This window comes from Pseudomonas sp. G5(2012) (assembly GCF_000408945.1).
Classification (GTDB): Bacteria; Pseudomonadota; Gammaproteobacteria; order Pseudomonadales; family Pseudomonadaceae; genus Aquipseudomonas; species Aquipseudomonas umsongensis.
Window position 1 is genome coordinate 14,182 of the sequence record NZ_APIO01000039.1, and the last position, 19,049, is coordinate 33,230.

General features: G+C 61.2%; 14 protein-coding genes and 1 pseudogene. 9 read left to right on the plus strand and 6 right to left on the minus strand.

The window, feature by feature from the left end:
- Positions 1-71: 71 nt before the first annotated feature.
- Complete coding sequence (locus PG5_RS12765) at positions 72-1,418, plus strand: MATE family efflux transporter (protein WP_020797546.1); 1,347 nt, start codon at positions 72-74, stop codon at positions 1,416-1,418.
- Between the two features lie 24 nt (positions 1,419-1,442).
- Here the strand turns inward: PG5_RS12765 and PG5_RS12770 are convergent, their stop codons facing one another.
- From PG5_RS12770 to PG5_RS12795, 6 genes are all read right to left on the minus strand, one after another.
- Entirely contained in the window at positions 1,443-2,240 is a 798-nt protein-coding gene (locus tag PG5_RS12770; RefSeq protein ID WP_020797547.1) for a DUF4123 domain-containing protein, read from the minus strand.
- On the minus strand, positions 2,237-3,565 hold the full coding sequence (locus PG5_RS12775) for a type VI secretion system Vgr family protein (protein ID WP_020797548.1): 1,329 nt from the start codon (positions 3,563-3,565) through the stop codon (positions 2,237-2,239). Before PG5_RS12775 ends, PG5_RS12770 begins: the two co-directional genes overlap by 4 nt.
- A gap of 231 nt (positions 3,566-3,796) precedes the next feature.
- Positions 3,797-5,710 carry an arginine decarboxylase gene (gene speA, locus PG5_RS12780; protein ID WP_020797549.1) on the minus strand — a complete coding sequence of 638 codons (1,914 nt, stop codon included), beginning with the start codon at positions 5,708-5,710 and terminating at the stop codon, positions 3,797-3,799.
- A gap of 219 nt (positions 5,711-5,929) precedes the next feature.
- Positions 5,930-6,301, minus strand: coding sequence for a translation initiation factor Sui1 (locus tag PG5_RS12785; RefSeq protein WP_007914613.1), 372 nt, complete (start codon positions 6,299-6,301; stop codon positions 5,930-5,932).
- Positions 6,302-6,584: 283 nt separating this feature from the next.
- Complete coding sequence (locus PG5_RS12790; RefSeq protein WP_020797550.1) at positions 6,585-7,154, minus strand: NUDIX hydrolase; 570 nt, start codon at positions 7,152-7,154, stop codon at positions 6,585-6,587.
- A gap of 3 nt (positions 7,155-7,157) precedes the next feature.
- The gene (locus PG5_RS12795; protein WP_020797552.1) at positions 7,158-8,225 is read right to left on the minus strand and encodes a DUF2333 family protein; all 1,068 of its coding nucleotides are present in this window, start codon (positions 8,223-8,225) and stop codon (positions 7,158-7,160) included.
- Between the two features lie 411 nt (positions 8,226-8,636).
- Here PG5_RS12795 and PG5_RS12800 point away from each other — a divergent pair, with 411 nt between their 5' ends.
- The 8 genes and pseudogenes from PG5_RS12800 to PG5_RS12835 all read left to right on the plus strand — a co-directional run bounded on the left by PG5_RS12800 (position 8,637) and on the right by PG5_RS12835 (position 19,048).
- On the plus strand, positions 8,637-10,307 hold the full coding sequence (locus PG5_RS12800) for a PleD family two-component system response regulator (protein WP_020797553.1): 1,671 nt from the start codon (positions 8,637-8,639) through the stop codon (positions 10,305-10,307).
- A gap of 1,491 nt (positions 10,308-11,798) precedes the next feature.
- Positions 11,799-12,305: pseudogene (locus tag PG5_RS35335) on the plus strand (methyl-accepting chemotaxis protein); the annotation flags it as partial.
- A 98-nt stretch (positions 12,306-12,403) separates the two neighbouring features.
- A complete protein-coding gene (locus PG5_RS12810) occupies positions 12,404-14,146 on the plus strand; it encodes a protein-disulfide reductase DsbD (RefSeq protein ID WP_020797555.1) in 1,743 nt (580 codons plus the stop codon).
- Positions 14,147-14,278: 132 nt separating this feature from the next.
- Positions 14,279-14,731, plus strand: a complete 453-nt coding sequence (aroQ, locus tag PG5_RS12815) for a type II 3-dehydroquinate dehydratase (protein WP_020797556.1) — start codon at positions 14,279-14,281, stop codon at positions 14,729-14,731.
- A 48-nt stretch (positions 14,732-14,779) separates the two neighbouring features.
- Positions 14,780-15,244 (plus strand): acetyl-CoA carboxylase biotin carboxyl carrier protein, encoded by a 465-nt coding sequence (gene accB, locus PG5_RS12820; RefSeq protein ID WP_007971363.1) that lies wholly within the window; start codon positions 14,780-14,782, stop codon positions 15,242-15,244.
- 17 nt (positions 15,245-15,261) lie between these two features.
- Positions 15,262-16,620, plus strand: a complete 1,359-nt coding sequence (accC, locus tag PG5_RS12825; protein WP_020797557.1) for an acetyl-CoA carboxylase biotin carboxylase subunit — start codon at positions 15,262-15,264, stop codon at positions 16,618-16,620.
- A gap of 286 nt (positions 16,621-16,906) precedes the next feature.
- Positions 16,907-17,785 carry a 50S ribosomal protein L11 methyltransferase gene (gene prmA / locus PG5_RS12830; protein WP_020797558.1) on the plus strand — a complete coding sequence of 293 codons (879 nt, stop codon included), beginning with the start codon at positions 16,907-16,909 and terminating at the stop codon, positions 17,783-17,785.
- Positions 17,786-17,815: 30 nt separating this feature from the next.
- Positions 17,816-19,048: a DUF3426 domain-containing protein gene (locus PG5_RS12835; protein ID WP_020797559.1), complete on the plus strand. Its 1,233-nt coding sequence runs from the start codon at positions 17,816-17,818 to the stop codon at positions 19,046-19,048.
- Position 19,049 lies beyond the last annotated feature (1 nt).

Here is a 19,049-nt window from a genome sequence, read left to right on the forward strand (position 1 = left end):
GCTCGCCCCTGCAATGGATCGCGGCAGATTCCAGATGTGTCGCTACAATGCCTGCTCCCCAAGGAGCCTGCATGTCCAACCTGATCGCCGACTGGCGCGACCGCCCAACCCATCGTCGGGTCTGGGCGCTGGCTGCGCCGATGATTCTCTCGAACATTTCCGTACCGCTGGTGGCGCTGGTCGACAGCACCGTCATTGGCCATCTGCCTCACGCCCATCAACTCGGGGCCGTGGCGGTCGGGGCCAGCCTCTATACCTTCCTCGCCTGGGCGATGGGTTTTCTGCGCATGGGCTCCACCGGGTTTGCCGCCCAGGCCGCAGGGCGCGGGGATGGCGCGGCGCTGCGGCAGATTCTGTTGCAGGGCCTGCTGCTGGCCATGGGGCTGGCGGTGGTGCTGGGTGCCTTGGGCGTGCCGTTGAGCGGGGTTGCGTTGCACTTCATGCAACCGTCGGCGGAACTGGACCAGATGACCCGCGAGTTTTTCCACACTCGCTTGTTCGGCCTGCCGGCGGCACTGGCCAGCTATGCGCTGGTCGGCTGGTTTCTCGGCACGCAGAACGCCCGCGCGCCACTGGCGATCCTGTTGAGCACCAATCTGGTCAACATTGCCCTTAACCTGTGGTTTGTCCTTGGCCTGGAATGGGGGGTGGTGGGCGCGGCCCGGGCTTCGGTGATCGCCGAATGGACCGGCGCGCTGATCGGCCTGATGATGACGCGCCAGGCCCTGCGCGCTTATCCCGGCCATATCGTCTGGGCCACCCTGGCACTCTGGCAGAGTTGGCGACCGCTGTTGGCGGTCAACCGAGACATTTTCATCCGCAGCCTGGCGCTACAGTCGGTGTTTTTCCTGATCACCGTGCAAGGCGCCCGGCTGGGCGATGCGACCGTTGCCGCCAACGCCCTGCTGCTCAACGGCTTGCTGCTGACCGCCCACGCACTCGACGGACTGGCACATGCCGTGGAAGCCCTGTGCGGACACGCCATCGGCGCGCGCGACCGCAATGCCCTGCGCCGCTCCCTGGTGGTGGCCTGCGGTTGGTCCTTGTTGGCGAGCCTGGGCTTTGCCGGCTTGTTCCTGTTTGCCGGACACCTGTTCATCCAGATGCAAACCGACATAACCAGCGTGCGCGACACTGCTTTCCTGTACCTGCCCTATCTTGCAGTGCTACCGCTGATCGCCGTCTGGAGCTACCTGCTCGATGGGTTATTCATCGGCGCCACCCGTGCCAGGGAAATGCGCAACGGCATGCTGCTGACAGTGGTACTGCTGCTGCCGTTCGCCTGGGCGCTGCAGGGTTATGGCAATCATGGCTTGTGGATAACCTTTCTGCTGTTCATGTTGCTGCGCAGCCTGACGCTCGGCTTGATTGCCTGGCGCCTGCGCCAGAACGATGGCTGGTTCGCCCGCGCTCACTGAGCCAGTGGCATCTACAGCATCGGCTCAGGTTGAGCCGTCCTGCCATAGCTTGCGGACACTATCGAGGCGCTCCTGTTGGGTACCGCCCGATAATGGTTGCACCAGCCAGGCGTCGGGGTATTGCAGGCGCAGCCATATCCAGTCGTCGAGCACCGGGCGCTCGCTGAAGCCCAATGCCAGCCCCTCTTCCAGATGGTCCCACAGACGCGTGAAATCAGCGCCCGTGGACCGATTCCAGCGCCAGGCATGGTGTTCCAGCAGGCACGTCTGCAGTTTTTCCCGCTGCCGTGGGCTCAGATCCTCATCGACCTCCAGAGGGCGCACATCAAGCCCCGGGTTGAGCAACTGCTGCCAGCCCTGACAGCCGAGCGCGCGGTCTGCCCAGGTTCCGCCGAACCAGCGCAATTGACTGATAGGCCCTAACCAGCGACTGAGTTCCTCGGCATCGCAGGCATCAAAAAAATAACTGGCGGTGTTCGGGTTGAAGTAACTCAACAAGGCGCGGTGATGCAGGTTGAACGAGACGCTGAGCATGCGCCGCAGATGCGCCAGCAATGTCGACGCCGTCGCCTCGCTGAACATCAGCAACCCAGGCCAGCGCTGCCCATCGACGCGGTACAGATCGGCCAGGGCCGGGCAGCTCTGCAGATCGATGAGTACCGGCCCCTGCTCCTGCAGTGCCTGCCACTCGGTGTCTTCGAACAACCAGAACCTACCGGCCTGAGCAAACGTTTCCTGCAGGGTCACGCCCACCTGCGGTGCGCCCGGCATGTCCAGTAACAACCATTGCGGGTTCGCAACGGTTGCCTGTACCGCGCTCATGCCGCACCGCTCTGGCCAAGGCGCGGCGCCGTGCGACAGATGCAGAGCGCCTGGGCGCAATGATTGAAACTGCCACCACCGGGCAACAGGCACAGCAACATCAGGGGCTCGCCCGAACACAACCACTGTTGCACTCCGTCGAGCGGGCAATCTTCGAGAACAGATGTGGCAGGATCCTGCACCTCGTTTACTTCGACACTGGCGGGGCCGTGGAGAAACCCGGTGATCAACGGTCGATCCGGATCACCTTCGGTGAAGCTCACCACCACCTCCGTGCCTTCAGCCAACCGTGGGCTGGCCGCAACGTTCAGTGGCGCAGCCAATGGCAGCCAGCAGTGGCTGGATGCCGCGCCCTCCCCCTGGTAAACCCAGTCAAACTGCACCGCCACAGGCCTGGATGGATCAGGTTGCGGCTCATCGACATCGACCACCCATGCCCGTTGCAGGCTGTGCATCCTGGGCTTCAGCGCCACCTGTGGCGTTTCAAGGGGCAACACCCACTGCTCCGCCCGCAGCGTATTGCTATAGGTCTGGCTCGCCGCCTGTTCGCCTTGATGCTCGATATGGGTCACCAACCATGGTTGATTCCATTCGGGAACCGGGTGCCCGGACAGCGGCATGAGCTGGCCGCTGCGCAGCGTCGTCAGGTCAGAACCACACTCCACGCGCTGCGCCGCGCCATCGGTACAGCGCATGACCTCGAAACGACGAACTGCCGGTTGCCCGCCCATCGCACGGAAGACCGCCGCCTCAGCGACCTGAAAATTCCCTGGCCCCTCGCCGATCACCACGCAATGTCCATCCGCCCGGTGTTCGAAGTGATAGTGCAACCGCTCATGGGCGCAAAGGCGCTGAAGAAACTGCAGGTCCGATTCCCGGTACTGCGTGCAGAAATCACGGGGTGGGTAATCGCCAGCCAATTCGAGGCGTCGATCCTGATCGACAATGCCGTGCTCCCTGAGCACCTGATCAAGTATCTGCGGCACTGAGCGACCGCTGAAAATGCGCTGGCTGTAGCGCCGGGCCAGACAGGCGAGTTTCGGCCCCAGCCGAACCTGACAGAGCCTGACCCCCAAACCATGTTCACGCTGGACCAGTTCGTGCAGCTGCCCATGGATGACGTTTCCCTCCGGCCCGAATAGCAAGGAGGCCGAACGGTACAGCAAGCCGGCGAGATCGAGCGTCGGGTCTTCGATCAGCAGGTCCACGTCGAACACGAAAGGCTCGCTGATGGATTCTCTACCGGCAAAGGACAGAACCTCGAAGGCATTGGACAGACCTGCTACGTCCAGACGAAATGACGATTCGTTGGCTGGATCGACCATGGGCATTTCTCTACAGGAGGGACAGCCGGGGATTCTCGCCGAGAGAGATGGCCGAGTAGAGAGGCGAAGTACAACTTAGGAAAAGACCTACGCGAAAAGAGGACGAAATCCCTTGGACGGCCGATACGCGATCTTTTTCGCAGGAAAAAAGAGAAATGCCCCACCGGGTTATCTGAAATTTCCTCAGCAAAAGGTAAATTTTCAGACAACCCGATGAGCGCAGTACTTACCTCAGGAAGACAGGTAAGAGGAACGGGTCAGGCCCAGACGCAAGGCATCGAGGAACTGGGTGCGCTCGCTGGCACTGATGCGGGCACTGGCGCACTTGTCGCGGTAGTGGGTCATCAGTTCTTCTGGCGACAAGTGCACGTAGCGCAGCATGTCTTCGATGGTGTCGTGGGTCTCGATACCGGCGTGGTACACGCTGCCGTCAGCGTTCTGGTAGATGTTCACCGAGTCGGTGTCACCGAACAGGTTGTGCATGTCGCCGAGGATTTCCTGGTAGGCGCCGACCAGGAACACACCCAGCAGGTAGTCCTCGCCTTCGTTCAGGGCATGCACCGGCAAGCTGGTTTCGATGCTCTGCTCGTCGACGTACTGGTTGATCTTGCCGTCGGAGTCGCAGGTCAGGTCCTGCAGTACGGCGCGACGCAGTGGCTCTTCGTCCAGGCGATGCAGCGGGATGATCGGCAGTACCTGGTCGATGGCCCAGGTGTCCGGCAGGCTCTGGAACACCGAGAAGTTGCAGATGTACTTGTCGGCCAGCTTGTCGTTGAGCTCGTCGAGCACCTGACGGTGGGAACGCTGACGCGCCTTCAACGAGTTGTGCAGGCGACGGCACACGGCGAAGTAGCACTGCTCGGCCAGGGCTTTTTCGGCCAGGGTCAGCTTGCCGTCGGCGTACTGGGCGGCGACATCGCTCATGTAGTGCGTGGCGCGCCAGTAGGTTTCGGTGACCATCTCGATGTCGGTCGGGCCCAGCAGGTCCACCAGCCACTGCACGGTTTCCGGCAGTGCTTCCTTGTTCTCGATCTGTGGCACGTCGTCGTTGTGCTTCTCGACGTCCGTCACCTGGATCACCAGCATGGCATGGTGGGCAGTCAGGGAACGGCCGCTTTCGGAGAAAATGTTCGGGTGCGGCAGGCTCTGCGCATCGCAGAATTCCTTGAGCATGCCGACCACGACACCGGCGTAATCGTCCATGTCGTAGTTGATCGAGCTGGCGTTACGCGAGTGCGTACCGTCGTAGTCCACGCCCAGGCCACCACCCACGTCGATGTGATCCACCGGCAGGCCGAGGTTACGCAATTCGCCGTAGTAACGAATCGCTTCCTTGAAACCATGTTGGTAGTCGGCCAGGTTGGCGATCTGCGAGCCCATGTGGAAATGCAGCAGGCGGATGCCCTGGTCCAGGCCCGCGGCGCGGAAACGCTCGACCACCGACAGCAATTGCGCCGCCGACAGGCCGAACTTGGATTTCTCGCCACCAGTGTCTGCCCACTTGGACGAGGCCAGGGACGACAGGCGCACGCGCAGGCCAACCTGTGGCTTGACCTTGAGCGAGGCGGCTTCTTCGATCACCAGGCCGACTTCGGATTCTTTCTCGATCACGATGAACACGTTGTGGCCGAGCTTCTGGCCCATCAGCGCCAGACGGATGAACTCGCGGTCCTTGTAGCCGTTGCAAACGATGGTGCCACCCTTCGGCGCCAGCGCCAGCACTGCCAACAGCTCAGGCTTGGAGCCGGCTTCCAGGCCGATGGAGACGTTCTGGGTGGCGATGATGTTCTCGATCACCGCTTCCTGCTGGTTGACCTTGATAGGGTACAGCGCGGTGTACTTGCTCTGGTATTCCAGGCGCTCGATGTTGGCGTCGAACGCACCGGTGAGCTGACGCACGCGGTCTTGCAGGATGTCCGGGAACCGAACCAGCAATGGCAAGGACAAGCCGCTCTTGCGCAACTGGTCGACTTGCTCGAACAGATCGATTGGTGAACTGCTCGGACCGTTGGGACGAACTTCGACGCGACCGGCGTCATTGATCGCGAAATACCCGGCCCCCCAATGGCGAATCCCGTAAACACTGCGGCTGTCCGCAACTGTCCATTGGCTGCCATCGTCTTTGCGTGTGCGTCTTACGGACATTGAAGTCCCCTATAAAGAAGTCATAGTGCGTCGCCTGGTGTCAGGCCGGCGCAGTCTAAAGAATGAAAATGACGGTTCGTCAACGAAGGGATAGACCTCGCCGACCGCAGTGAGTTTAGAAACCGGTCATGAACAGGCTCTGTGAAAACCATGGTGACGACGCCAGGCCTGCAGTCAGGCAGGTCTGGATCAAGCCGCGGGTGGTTTTCACAGAGGCTGCTAGCCGCCGGACTTCTTTGCCTTGAATCCGTGCTTGATCAGCTCTGCCAAGAGTAGCTCGACATGATCGCCCTGGATTTCAATGATCCCGTCTTTCAACGCTCCACCGGTACCACAGCGTTTTTTCAACGTGGTCGCCAGTTCCTTGAGTGCGTCTTCGGCCAAGGGCACGCCGGTGATGGTGGTCACCGTCTTGCCGCCACGGCCCTTGCTTTCGCGGCGCACGCGAGCAATGCCGTCGCCGGCCGGGATAACGGTCTGTTTGCAGATGCAGGCGTCTACCGGTTTACTGCATTCCGGGCAATGACGACCTGCGTCGGTGGAAAATACCAAGCCACCAAGGGCGGCGAAGGATGCGGCTTTTTTGGCCACCGGCAATCCTCTTGGGAGGACAAAGACTGGTCGCGGCAACCTGGGCAGGTGCCATCGACCGCGAAGCCCCACTCAGGCAGGGGCAGCGCTACTGAAACGGTAAGCTTCCTTGTAGGAGCTGACGAGTGCAACGAGGCTGCGATCTTTTGATGTTGAATTAAAAGCAACGTCAAAAGATCGCAGCCTGCGGCAGCTCCTACAAACAGCAATACCGGTTCAGTTTGAAAAGGTCGCGCAGTGTAACGGCAAAAACGCCGATTGCTAAGAGCCAATCGGCGCCAATTTATGCCTCTTTTGCGACGTCTTCGCCACGGGCACGGAGATAGCGTTTCAACGCCGCCAAAGAGTCCGGGCAGTAAGGCTTTTGCTCGATATCCCGTAGCACCTGCTCGATGGGCATGAAGCACGCTTCCAGCACCTCTTCCGGCTGCAGGATCAGCGGGCCGTCCCACACTGCCGAAAATGCCGAACACCAGAGGCGATTGCCAGTGTCCTCGAAGAAAAAATGGTCATGAACGGTCAACTCCACCCCGCTCACCCCCAGCTCCTCTTCCAGTTCCCGGGCGGCCGACTCGGCATAGGTTTCACTGGCGAGTACCATGCCGCCCGCCGCCACGTCCCAATAACCGGGATAGATCGCCTTGCTCAGGGTGCGCCGGTGCACGCAAAGCTCTCCGGCGGAGTTGAACAACATGATGTAGGTACCGCGCCCGATAAGCCCGCGTTCGCGCAAGTCGGACCGGACCAGGGCGCCGAGCAGATTGTCCTGCTCGTCGACCCAGGCGATCTCTTCGGCATCCGAGGCCGCCCGATGGGCGGCTTCGCGCAGGTTATCGATGGAGCTATCGGCCATGGCTCAGCCCTGATTCAGCAATTGACGCAAATCGATGACCGCCGCGTTGGCCCGCGAGATGTAGTTGGCCATCACCAGCGAGTGGTTGGCCAGCACGCCGAAACCGCTGCCATTGAGGATCATCGGGCTCCAGACCGCTTCCTGCGACGCTTCCAGTTCCCGAATGATCTGGCGCACGCTGACCGTGGCATTCTTCTTGGCCAGCACATCGGCGAAGTCCACTTCAATGGCACGCAGCAAATGCGACAAAGCCCAGGCCTGGCCGCGGGCTTCGTAGAACACGTTGTCGATCTGCAGCCACGGGGTTTCGACGATCTCTTCATCAACCTGCGGCACCTGCCCAGGGGCCACCACTTCGGTCTTCAGCGCAGTGTTGAGCTTGACCCGGCCAACACTGGCCGACAGGCGTTGCGACAGCGAACCCAGGCGGGTACCGACATCACCCAGCCAGTTGTTCAGGTTATCGGCACGGGCATAGAACAGTGCGCTCTTCTGGTTCGGATCGGACAGGCGAGTCTGATAGCGAGTCAGGGAGTTGATGCCTTCCTGGAACTCAGACTCACTGGATGGCAGCACCCAGCTTTTATTGTCGAAGTTGAAGCGCGGCTCGGCCTTGGCCAAGTCGGCGTCTTCGGTGGACTGCGATTGCGAACGGGCAAAGTCTTTGCGCAGCGCCCGGCTCAGATCGCGCACCTGCACCAGCACGCCGTATTCCCAGCTTGGCATGTTGTCCATCCACAGGCCTGGCGGCAGGCGGTCGTTGGAAATATAGCCGCCTGGTTTGTTCAGCAGGGTCCCGGCGACACTCTTGAGGGTTTCCACCGTGGTGTAGCCGACCACCATCTGCTTGCCGTCTCTTTCAGCGGCCAACTGCGCATTCTGCTGCACCGGAAACAGGGCAGGTTCCGCGCTCCAGTACCAACCCAGAGCAATCGTCACCAGCAGGTAGATGCCAATCAACGTGGCCAGCGCCCGGCTGAACACCAGGCCGCCCAAATAACTGCGGGTGGCCGACTTCGGTTCAGCGGCACGTTCAGGCGCGCTACCGGCGCGGTTCTTCCAGTCCAGCATGGCGATATCCTTTCAATTACTTGAGTTCATCGATTCGACCACAACCATACAACAACGTGCCTTTTCCCGGCACCCGCCGTTGGCTTTACAGCGAAATTTATCTCACTACGACTAAGGGAATCCCCTAGCTCGCCAAGACTGGAAATTTGTCCGGCTTCCAGCAACGAACTATCGATCATTGCAGCCCTGCGTGCTGGCCCCCAAGGACCTCAGGATCGGACTCGAGGCTCGCCAGCCCCCGCATTGCAGGGACCTTCGCAAGAACCGGCAGGCAATTGACGACTGATTGGTCGGAAACTGAATGGGTGGGTGTCACAGATTATTAACGTACAACACTCATGTAATGGAAAAGAGATGCTAGCATAGAGCCACCAGTCGTCCTCAGCGTACCCCCTAACCAGTAGTCAGGATATGACCGAGCCAGAAGACCCCAGCCGCGAGCGCCTCAAGCATCACTTTGCCCAGCGGGTAATTCATCAAGCACGTCAGATTCTTGAGATATGGCAACGCCTGCAACGCAATGAATGGTCGACCCAGGAGCTGGCGGAACTGAGCGAGGCCAACCTGCGACTGTTACGCTTCGCTGAACGCTTCGAACAACCGGAGCATTCGCAACTGGCGCGTCACATCGGCTTGTCGCTGGAGGCTGTCGACGCCAATCGCGGTCGCCTCAGCAGCAGCCTGATCAGCGACCTCAATCGACTGATGCAACGCCTGTCGCGCACCGGCCTGCGCCATGGTGATCAGCTGGACCAAACGTTCCTGCCGCCCTTGCGCAAACCCGTCTATGTGATGCTGCAGGATCATGACCGTGCCGAGCGACTGGCCAAGCAGCTGGAGTTTTTCGGGCTCAGTGCCCAGTCCCTGGAGAGCGTGCCGGCATTCCGCTCATCAATGGTCGAGCGCCTACCAGCCGCCATCGTCATGGACGTTGACTTCAGCGGCCCTGGCGTCGGCCTGAAATTGGCGGCCGAAGCCCAGGAAGGTCTCGACCAGCGTTTGCCGCTGCTGTTTTTCAGCCTGCATGAAACCGACACCCCGACCCGCCTCGCCGCTGTGCGCGCCGGCGGCCAGGAGTTCCTCACCGGCACCCTTGAAGCGTCGAGCCTGCTGGAAAAAATTGAAGTACTGACCTGCGTCGCCCAGTACGAGCCCTATAAAGTGCTGATCATCGACGACTCGCGCGCCCAAGCCTTGCACACCGAGCGCCTGCTCAACAGCGCAGGGATCATCACCCGGACACTGATCGAGCCGATCCAGGCCATGGCCGAACTGGCGGACTTTCAACCGGACCTGATCATCCTCGACATGTACATGCCGGCCTGCACCGGTACGGAACTGGCCAAGGTGATCCGCCATAACGACCGCTATGTCAGCGTACCGATCATTTACCTGTCGGCCGAGGACGACCTGGACAAGCAACTCGATGCCATGAGCGAGGGCGGCGACGACTTCCTGACCAAACCCATCAAGCCCCGGCACCTGATCACCACCGTGCGTAACCGGGCGGCACGGGCACGCAACCTCAAGGCGCGGATGGTGCGCGACAGCCTCACCGGCCTGTACAACCACACGCACATCCTGCAATTGCTCGAAGACTGCTGCTTTCGCGCTCGCCGCGAGGGCAGGCCGCTGAGCTTTGCGATGCTCGACATCGACCACTTCAAACGCGTCAACGACAGCCACGGCCATCCCATGGGCGATCGGGTGATCAAGAGCCTCGCGCTGTTCCTCAAACAGCGCTTGCGCAAGACCGACTTCATTGGCCGTTACGGTGGCGAAGAGTTCGCCATTGTCATGCCCGATACCGACCTTGAAGCTGCCGTCAAACTGCTCGATGACATCCGCAAGCGTTTTGCCGAGATTCATTATCCCGCGCAACCACAGGACCTTTGGTGCACGTTCAGCGCCGGCGTGGTGGACCTCGGCGAACACTCCGACAGCCTGTTGATGGCCAGCCAGGCGGACGAGGCGCTGTACCGTGCCAAAGGCGCGGGGCGCAACCGGGTGCAGGCCTCCCGGACATCAAAGCAAAGTGCCACCTTTTCATCGGAACAGACCGAGACAGTCATAACCCTGTAACAGAAACGCAATAACTTCAGGCACTTACCATTCTGCCGTTGGTAGTCCTTGATGCGCCTGAAACTGCTAACCAATCTCAATACCCTTCTTTTAGTTGCCGTCTGCGTAGCGCTTGGCGCCACACTCTGGTGGTCGCAAAAAGCCCTCGAACGCCCCTATCTATTAATGGAGCGCTACCTGGGCTTGTCCCAGCAATTCCAGAGTGACGTGGCGCGCAACATCGAGGATTACCTCGCCAGTGGCGATGCGCTGCGCTTGAGCAGCGCCAGCCAGGCCATCGACAAACTGCACAAGGAACTCGGCGAATTTCCACCGGCCCTGGCTGAAACCTTGCAGCCGAGCCTGACGAACCTGGATGAATTCAGCAAAACCGATCTGCTGGCCGCCGGCAAGCTCGCCGCTGACCCACAGGCCCTGCTCCTGCAAGCCGAACGCGAGTTGGGGGCCAGCCTTGATCAACTCAGCCAGTACGCCAGTGGCAACGCGAGCTACCTGACTCCGCTGCTCAGCGCCTCCCAGCACTTGGGCAAACTGTCACTGGCCCGGGACAAATTGGTCAGCAGCGGCCGCAGCGAACTGGCCGCCGATGTCGAGCGCGAAATCACCAACATCCGCGCACAGGCCGAACAGCTGGATGCCCTGCCGTTATTGGGCGTGGCGGCCAGCAGTGAATCGAACACCGATGATTTCGCCGCGATGATGGGCTTGGAGAACACCGAGAAAGCCGCCGCCGAAGACGCCGGCGTGGGGATCAAGCGTGAGCTCAACAGCCTGCTCGGCCGCTACCCTGCGGAACTTTCGCGCACCCGCGAGCAAATCCACAAACGCGCCGAACTCAGTGCCGCGACGCACCTGAAAATCGCCGCCGTGCAACAAGCCATCGCCGGGCTGGAGCCGGTGGTACGCGCCCAACACGGGGAGATCCAGAGTGAGGTGCGATTGATACAAGGGGTAATGATCGGCTTGATCCTGTTGATCGCCCTGCTGATCGACACCCTGCAACGACGCCTGGCCCGGACCCTGACCAACCTCGCACCAGCCTTGTCGACCTGGGCGGAAGGCGACTTCAGCCGGGACATCCAACTGGGTAACACCAATCGCGAACTGCATGACATCGAAGCCTCGCTCAACCGCTTGCGCGCCTACCTGGTGGACCTGGTGGGGACCATTCGTCGCAACGCCGAACAGGTCGCCGGCAGCAGTCGAACCCTGGCGGAACTGAGCAATGACCTGCACAGCGGCGCCGAACACCAGGCCGGCGACACGGCAATGATTCGAGACTCCCTTGGCGAACTGGAGGCGACCATCCAGCAAGTCGCCGGCGACGCCAGCCAGGCCGCCGAGGCCAGTCGCCATGCTGGCCAGGCGGTCGAACATGGCCAGAAAGTCATTGGCCTGAGTCTTACCGGCCTGCATGCCCTGGTAGGAGAAGTGCAAGGCAATGCGCAGATGATCGAGCACCTGGCTGAAGAGTCCGCGACCATCGGTGGCGTGCTGACGGTGATCCGCTCGATTGCCGACCAGACGAATCTGCTGGCGTTGAACGCCGCCATCGAAGCGGCCCGGGCCGGTGAGATGGGCCGTGGCTTTGCTGTAGTGGCCGAAGAAGTGCGCTCGCTGGCACAACGCACCGCTGGGGCCACGGCCGAAATCCAGAGCCTGATCGCCGGCCTGCAAACCGCGGCGCGCCAATCGGTCGAAGGCATGCGCGCGCAGGTCGAGCATGCCGAAGCCACCGCCAACCAGGCGCAGGCGGCGGACGGTGCGCTGGATAGAATCGTCGGGGCAATCCAGACCATTTCCGATACCGCGGTACGCATCGCCGATGTCACTGCCCAGCAGAGCGGTGCCGTCAGTGAAATCCGCGATCACAGCGAGCGTATTCACCAGTTGGGTGGGGACAATTTGCTGCGTATCGGCCAGGGGCGTGAGCAGGGGGAGAATTTGATGGTGTTGGGTGGGCGCTTGCACACTGCCGTTCAGGCCTTCCGCGTCTGACTGCCCCCTCCTGATCGTTCCCATGCTCTGCGTGGGAACGATCACCTTGTCTCGCGCACTCGGCTATCATCCCCCCAATTCCGATACGCGAGATCGTCATGCGCCGTTTGCTTTACCTGCTGCTTTTAGTACTCGCCCTGCCTGCCACCGCCGGCGGTTTGCTGGAGAGTCGCCCCAGTTCGACCCTGGGCTCGATCAACAACAGTGCCGATTTCCTGCCGGTGCGCGAAGCCTTTCAGTTGAGCCTGGTAGAAAGCACGCCGCAATCGATCAAACTGCGCTTCGTCGCCACCGAGGGTTATTACCTTTACCGGCATCGTTTCCAGTTCCGCGCCGACCCGGCCGATGTCACCCTCGGCCCGGCGCAATTGCCCAAGGGCGAACAAAAGCACGATGAGTACTTCGGCGATGTCGAGGTTTACCGTGGCGTACTCGATGTAGAACTGCCGCGCACCGATCAACGCGCCTTCACGTTGATCGTGACCTACCAGGGCTGCGCCGACAAAGGCCTGTGCTATCCACCGGAAACCGAGCGCCTGGGCATCGACGGCAACGGCCCGACGACAACCCACGCCTGGAACTGGCGCGAGCTGGCGCTATTTTTCCTGGCGGGCCTGGGACTGACTTTTACCCCGTGCGTGCTGCCAATGCTGCCAATCCTTTCCGGCGTGGTGTTGCGTGGCCAAGTCGGCGGCTGGCGTGGTTTCAACCTGTCGTTGGCCTATGTGCTGCCGATGGCCGCCTGTTTTGCATTGTTGGGCGCGCTCATGGGCTTGTTCGGCGCCCAACTGAATCTGCAGGCACGCTTGCAATCGGCCTGGGTGCTGGTGCCGTTCGCAATGTTTTTTGCGCTGTTTGCCCTGGCGATGTTTGGCGTTTTCGAACTCAAGTTGCCGCACGCCATCAGCAGTCGACTGGACCGTATTGCCGGCCGCACCGAAGGCGGTTCGCTGTGGGGCGCCGCGGTATTGGGCGTGGTTTCCAGCCTGTTGGTTTCGCCCTGTGTCTCCGCGCCGTTGGCCGGTGCGCTGCTGTATATCAGCGCCAGCGGCGATGCGCTGGGCGGCGGCCTGAAACTGTTCATGCTCGGCCTGGGCATGGGCGCACCGCTTTTGCTGGTGGCCACCGGTGGTGCCACCTGGTTGCCGAAAAGCGGACCGTGGCTGATCTACGTGAAAAACGCGATTGGCGTGTTGTTGCTGGGCCTGGCGATTGCCCTGCTCAGCCGAGTGCTGCCGGGGCAAATCACCTTGCTGCTGATCGGCCTGCTGGCCGCTGGCGTCGGGTTGTTCCTCGGGGCACTGGAGTTCGTCTACAAACCGCCGCGAAAACGCCTGGGCCAATTGCTCGGAATGTTCCTGCTGTTTTATGCGCTGGCCTGTTGGTACGGCGGTTTTAGCGGCCAGACCGATCCGTTCAACCCAATCGGCCAGTCATCCGTGGTGGTTGGCGAGGTGTCTACGCAAAAAAATAGCGCCTGGCAAACCGTCACCACCGCGACAGACCTCGACCGGGTGCTCGCCGAAGCCCGGGCGTCCGGCACGCCGGTACTGCTCGACTGGTACGCCGACTGGTGCATCAGCTGCAAAGTCATCGAACACCAGGTGCTTGACGATGCGATCGTCATCGAACGCCTGAAGGGTTATCGGCTGATCCGCTTTGACATCACGGCCAGCAACGCCGAACAACGCGCCCTCCTCGACCGCTACCAACTGTTCGGCCCTCCAGCCTTGATGTTTTTCGGCAAGGACGGTGTCGAACGTGTCGATGTGCGGGTTATCGGCGAGATCACTGCCAGGGATTTCGCCGATCGTGTCGCCAAGGCGAATGACCGGATTTAATCAGGCAGTCATATATCTCGCGCAAACATCGGTCATCGTGCTGCCTATTGCAGAGAACTGGACAGTCACAAAGGCTTTGCGGCATAGTCGCCGGGTTCTGACAAATGCACACGGATAACCAAGGAACAGCCGATGGCGACGCTACTTGTATTGCACGGACCCAACCTGAACCTGCTCGGCACCCGCGAACCGGGCACCTATGGCGCTACCACGCTGGCGCAGATCAACCAGGACCTGGAGCGCCGCGCCCGCGAAGCCGGCCATCATTTGCTGCACCTGCAAAGCAATGCCGAGTACGAATTGATCGACCGCATCCATGCCGCCCGCAGCGAAGGCGTGGACTTCATTCTGATCAATCCAGCAGCTTTTACGCATACAAGTGTCGCATTACGTGACGCGCTGCTGGCGGTGAGCATCCCATTCATCGAAGTGCATTTGTCTAACGTGCACAAACGCGAACCTTTCCGCCATCACTCTTACTTCTCCGACGTAGCGGTGGGAGTGATCTGCGGCCTTGGCGCCAGCGGTTACCGACTGGCCCTGGAGGCCGCCCTAGAGCAGCTTGAAAGACCGGCAACAGCTTGAACAACAAGCGTTAAGCGCCCCTGACCGACCCTTGGGAGTTGATGATTCATGGATATCCGTAAAGTTAAGAAACTGATCGAATTGCTGGAAGAGTCCGGCATCGACGAGCTCGAGATCAAGGAAGGCGAAGAGTCCGTACGCATCAGCCGTCATAGCAAGACCCCGGCCCAGCAGTACTACGCGCCGGCTCCTATGCCTGCTCCGGCTGCCGCGCCTGTCGCTGCCGCCGCTCCGGCTGCTGCTGCCGCACCTGCGGCTGCCGCCGCGCCAGCACTGAACGGCACTGTTGCCCGTTCGCCGATGGTCGGTACGTTCTACCGCAAGTCTTCGCCAACCTCGCCGTCCTTCGTGGAAGTCGGCCAGACCGTGAAGAAAGGCGACACCCTGTGCATCGTTGAAGCCATGAAGATGATGAACCACATCGAAGCTGAAACCAGCGGTGTGATCGAATCCATCCTCGTCGAAGACGGCCAGCCGGTTGAGTACGACCAACCGCTGTTCACCATCGTTTGAACCGCGGAGCGCCTTTGATGACTGCGAAGTTGGAAAAAGTTCTGATCGCCAACCGCGGTGAGATTGCACTGCGGATTCTGCGCGCCTGCAAAGAGATGGGCATCAAGACCGTCGCCGTTTATTCCAAGGCGGACAAGGAACTGATGCACCTGGGCCTGGCAGACGAATCCGTCTGCATCGGTCCGGCATCGGCGGCCCACTCTTACCTGCACATCCCGGCCATCATCGCCGCGGCCGAAGTGACTGGCGCCACCGCCATTCACCCGGGCTACGGTTTCCTTGCAGAAAACGCTGATTTTGCTGAGCAGGTCGAGAACTCCGGCTTCGCCTTCATCGGCCCGAAAGCTGAAACCATCCGCCTGATGGGCGACAAGGTTTCGGCCAAGCACGCGATGATCGCCGCCGGCGTTCCAACCGTTCCGGGCTCCGACGGCCCGCTGCCGGAAGACGAAGAAACCGCCCTGCGCATTGGTCGCGAAGTCGGTTATCCGGTGATCATCAAGGCCGCTGGCGGCGGCGGTGGTCGCGGCATGCGCGTGGTACACAAGGAAGAAGACCTGATTTCCTCGGCGAAACTGACCCGCTCCGAAGCGGGCGCAGCGTTCGGCAACCCGATGGTCTACCTGGAAAAGTTCCTGACCAACCCCCGTCACGTGGAAGTTCAGGTTCTGTCCGACGGCCAGGGCCAGGCTATCCATCTGGGCGACCGCGACTGCTCGCTGCAACGCCGTCACCAGAAGGTGCTTGAAGAGGCGCCGGCACCGGGCATCGACGAACAGGCTCGCCAGGAAGTTCTCGCCCGCTGCGTCAAGGCGTGCATCGACATCGGTTACCGTGGTGCAGGCACTTTCGAGTTCCTGTACGAGAACGGCCGCTTCTACTTCATCGAGATGAACACTCGTGTCCAGGTAGAGCACCCGGTTTCGGAAATGGTCACTGGCATCGACATCGTCAAGGAGATGCTCAGCATCGCCGCCGGCAACAAGCTGTCGTTCACCCAGGATGACGTGGTCATCCGCGGTCACGCGCTGGAATGCCGGATCAACGCCGAAGACCCGAAGACCTTCATGCCAAGCCCTGGCACGGTCAAGCATTTCCACGCACCAGGCGGCAATGGCGTTCGCGTCGATTCGCACCTGTACAGTGGTTATGCCGTTCCGCCGAACTACGATTCGTTGATCGGCAAGCTGATCACCTACGGCGCAACCCGTGACGAAGCCATGGCGCGCATGCGCAATGCGCTGGACGAGATCGTGGTCGACGGGATCAAGACCAACATCCCGCTGCACCGCGACCTGACCCGCGATGCTGGTTTCTGCGAAGGGGGCGTGAACATTCACTACCTCGAGCACAAGCTGGCTGGCGAGAAGCACTAAGCTTCGACCCGATCAACAAAGCCGCCTTCGGGCGGCTTTGTTGTTTCTGGACATTTCATCCGAACCACAACACATTCCCTGTTGGAGCGAGCCTGCTCGCGAAGAGGCCAGCACATTCAACATCAATGCTGACTGGCATGCCGTCTTCGCGAGCAGGCTCGCTCCCACAGGGCATGCATTGATGCTTGGGACCAAGCCACTCCCACAAAACCTCCGCGCTCGCGTAAACTTGCGCGCTTCTCGCAGACCGCTAGGCTGCAATCAATATTTTTCAAAGGTGCCCGCCATGCCTTGGCTGCAAGTCCGTCTCGCCATCAGCCCAGAACAAGCCGAAACCTACGAAGACGCGTTCCTTGAAGTGGGCGCCGTGTCGGTGACTTTCATGGACGCCGAAGACCAGCCGATCTTCGAGCCCGAACTCAACACCACGCCGCTGTGGTCCCACACTCACCTGCTGGCGCTGTTCGAAGGCGGCACCGAGCCAGGCCCGGTCCTGGCCCACCTTGAGTTGCTGACTGGCAGCCCGCTGCCCGAGCATCACAGCGAAGTCATCGAAGATCAGGACTGGGAGCGCAGCTGGATGGATAACTTCCAGCCCATGCGTTTCGGTCAGCGCCTGTGGATCGTGCCGAGCTGGCACGCAGCTCCCGAACCAGATGCCGTGAACCTGTTGCTGGATCCGGGCCTGGCCTTCGGCACCGGCACTCACCCGACCACCGCCTTGTGCCTGGAATGGCTCGACGGTCAGGACCTCAAAGACTGCAACGTGCTGGACTTCGGCTGCGGTTCGGGGATTCTGGCGATTGCCGCGCTGCTGCTGGGCGCCAAGCAGGCCGTGGGCACCGATATCGACGTGCAGGCGCTGGAAGCCTCTCGTGACAACGCCGGGCGCAACGGCATCGCAGACGAGCTGTTCCCGCTGTACCTGCCTGAAGATCTGCCGCAGGTTCAGGCCGATGTGCTGGTGGCCAATATTCTGGCCGGACCGCTGGTTTCGCTGGCGCCGCAGTTGTCGGGCCTGGTCCGGCAGGGCGGTCGCCTGGCGCTTTCGGGCATTCTTGCCGAGCAAGGCGATGAAGTGGCCGCAGCCTATGCCAAGGATTTCGATCTGGACCCGATCGCCAATCGCGATGGCTGGGTGCGCATCACTGGCCGTCGGCGCTAGAATGGACGCCTGCATCTACCGGATCGCCGCATGACCGACAGCTTCGTCACCCAGTGCCCGCATTGCCAAACCAGCTTCCGCGTCAACCATGCCCAGTTGAGCGTGGCGCGCGGGGTTGTTCGTTGTGGCTCATGCTTGCAGGTGTTCAACGCCGCCAAGCAACTGCTGGAGCAGGCCGGCAAGGAAGCACCCGCGCCGACGCCAGCCCCATTGGAAACCGTCGAACCGCCGCCGCAGCGCGCCATCAGCCAGAAACAATGGAGCGCTGCCGAGCTGGATCTGGACAGTCTCGACCTGGACGAAGAACTCGCCCGGCTTGAACAGCGGGAAATCCAGCCGACCACCGAGTTCGGCCGACACCGCGAAGACACGCTCAGCGCTCGCCGCGATAGCGCCGAGCACGACGAAGCCCCATGGCCCGACAGCCTGTTCAGCGAATCGGCTGCCGATCGCGCCCAAGCGGCCGACACGCTTGACGCGCTTGACGTGCTTGATACACCGCAGCCACCGAACGAACCGTCGCGTACTGAACCGTCGCTATCACTGGAACCGGTGGATCTGGACGACGAACCGCAGCCCCCGCAGCTGCGCCTGAACGATCCGCTCGTCGCCCCGGTACATCACGAACGCATGACGGCGACCGCAGAGATCGATGACGACCTGCCTTCGATCGAGCCGCCGCGCAAGCGTCGCGAACGCAGCGAACCAGGGGTTCGTGCCGAAGTACTGCAGGACCTGACCGACGATCCGCTGCAACTGGATTGGCAGAAACGTCGCTCACCATGGGGTCGTCGACTGTTTTGGCTGTTGTTGATCCTGCTGGGGGCCGGCGCACTCGCAGGCCAATACGTCGCCTACCATTTCGACGAACTGGCGCGCCAGGACCAGTACCGCCCCTGGTTCCAGCAACTGTGCCCGCAAATCGGCTGCACGGTGCCCTCCAAGGTCGACATCGCGAAAATCAAGAGCAGCAACCTGGTGGTCCGCAGCCATCCTGAGTTCAGCGGCGCCCTGGTGGTCGATGCGATCATCTATAACCGCGCACCATTCTCGCAGCCTTTCCCGCTGCTGGAGCTACGCTTTGCCGATCTCAACGGCCACCTGATTGCCAGCCGCCGCTTCAAACCCGGCGAATACCTCAATGGCGATCTTGAAGGCAAGGTGGAAATGCCTCCGCAAACGCCAATCCACATCGCCCTCGACATCCTCGATCCTGGTGCCAAGGCGGTAAATTACAGCCTGAGTTTCCACTCGCCCGAGTGAA

What these genes read in the sequence shown, in the direction of transcription:
- speA (WP_020797549.1), bottom strand. Translation starts at nt 5,710, where the DNA reads ATGTCCGTAAGACGCACACGCAAAGACGATGGCAGCCAATGGACAGTT.
- accB (WP_007971363.1), top strand. Translation starts at nt 14,780, where the DNA reads ATGGATATCCGTAAAGTTAAGAAACTGATCGAATTGCTGGAAGAGTCC.
- PG5_RS12775 (WP_020797548.1), bottom strand. Translation starts at nt 3,565, where the DNA reads ATGGTCGATCCAGCCAACGAATCGTCATTTCGTCTGGACGTAGCAGGT.
- PG5_RS12765 (WP_020797546.1), top strand. Translation starts at nt 72, where the DNA reads ATGTCCAACCTGATCGCCGACTGGCGCGACCGCCCAACCCATCGTCGG.
- PG5_RS12790 (WP_020797550.1), bottom strand. Translation starts at nt 7,154, where the DNA reads ATGGCCGATAGCTCCATCGATAACCTGCGCGAAGCCGCCCATCGGGCG.
- accC (WP_020797557.1), top strand. Translation starts at nt 15,262, where the DNA reads ATGACTGCGAAGTTGGAAAAAGTTCTGATCGCCAACCGCGGTGAGATT.
- aroQ (WP_020797556.1), top strand. Translation starts at nt 14,279, where the DNA reads ATGGCGACGCTACTTGTATTGCACGGACCCAACCTGAACCTGCTCGGC.
- PG5_RS12800 (WP_020797553.1), top strand. Translation starts at nt 8,637, where the DNA reads ATGACCGAGCCAGAAGACCCCAGCCGCGAGCGCCTCAAGCATCACTTT.
- PG5_RS12795 (WP_020797552.1), bottom strand. Translation starts at nt 8,225, where the DNA reads ATGCTGGACTGGAAGAACCGCGCCGGTAGCGCGCCTGAACGTGCCGCT.
- PG5_RS12835 (WP_020797559.1), top strand. Translation starts at nt 17,816, where the DNA reads ATGACCGACAGCTTCGTCACCCAGTGCCCGCATTGCCAAACCAGCTTC.
- PG5_RS12770 (WP_020797547.1), bottom strand. Translation starts at nt 2,240, where the DNA reads ATGAGCGCGGTACAGGCAACCGTTGCGAACCCGCAATGGTTGTTACTG.
- prmA (WP_020797558.1), top strand. Translation starts at nt 16,907, where the DNA reads ATGCCTTGGCTGCAAGTCCGTCTCGCCATCAGCCCAGAACAAGCCGAA.
- PG5_RS12810 (WP_020797555.1), top strand. Translation starts at nt 12,404, where the DNA reads ATGCGCCGTTTGCTTTACCTGCTGCTTTTAGTACTCGCCCTGCCTGCC.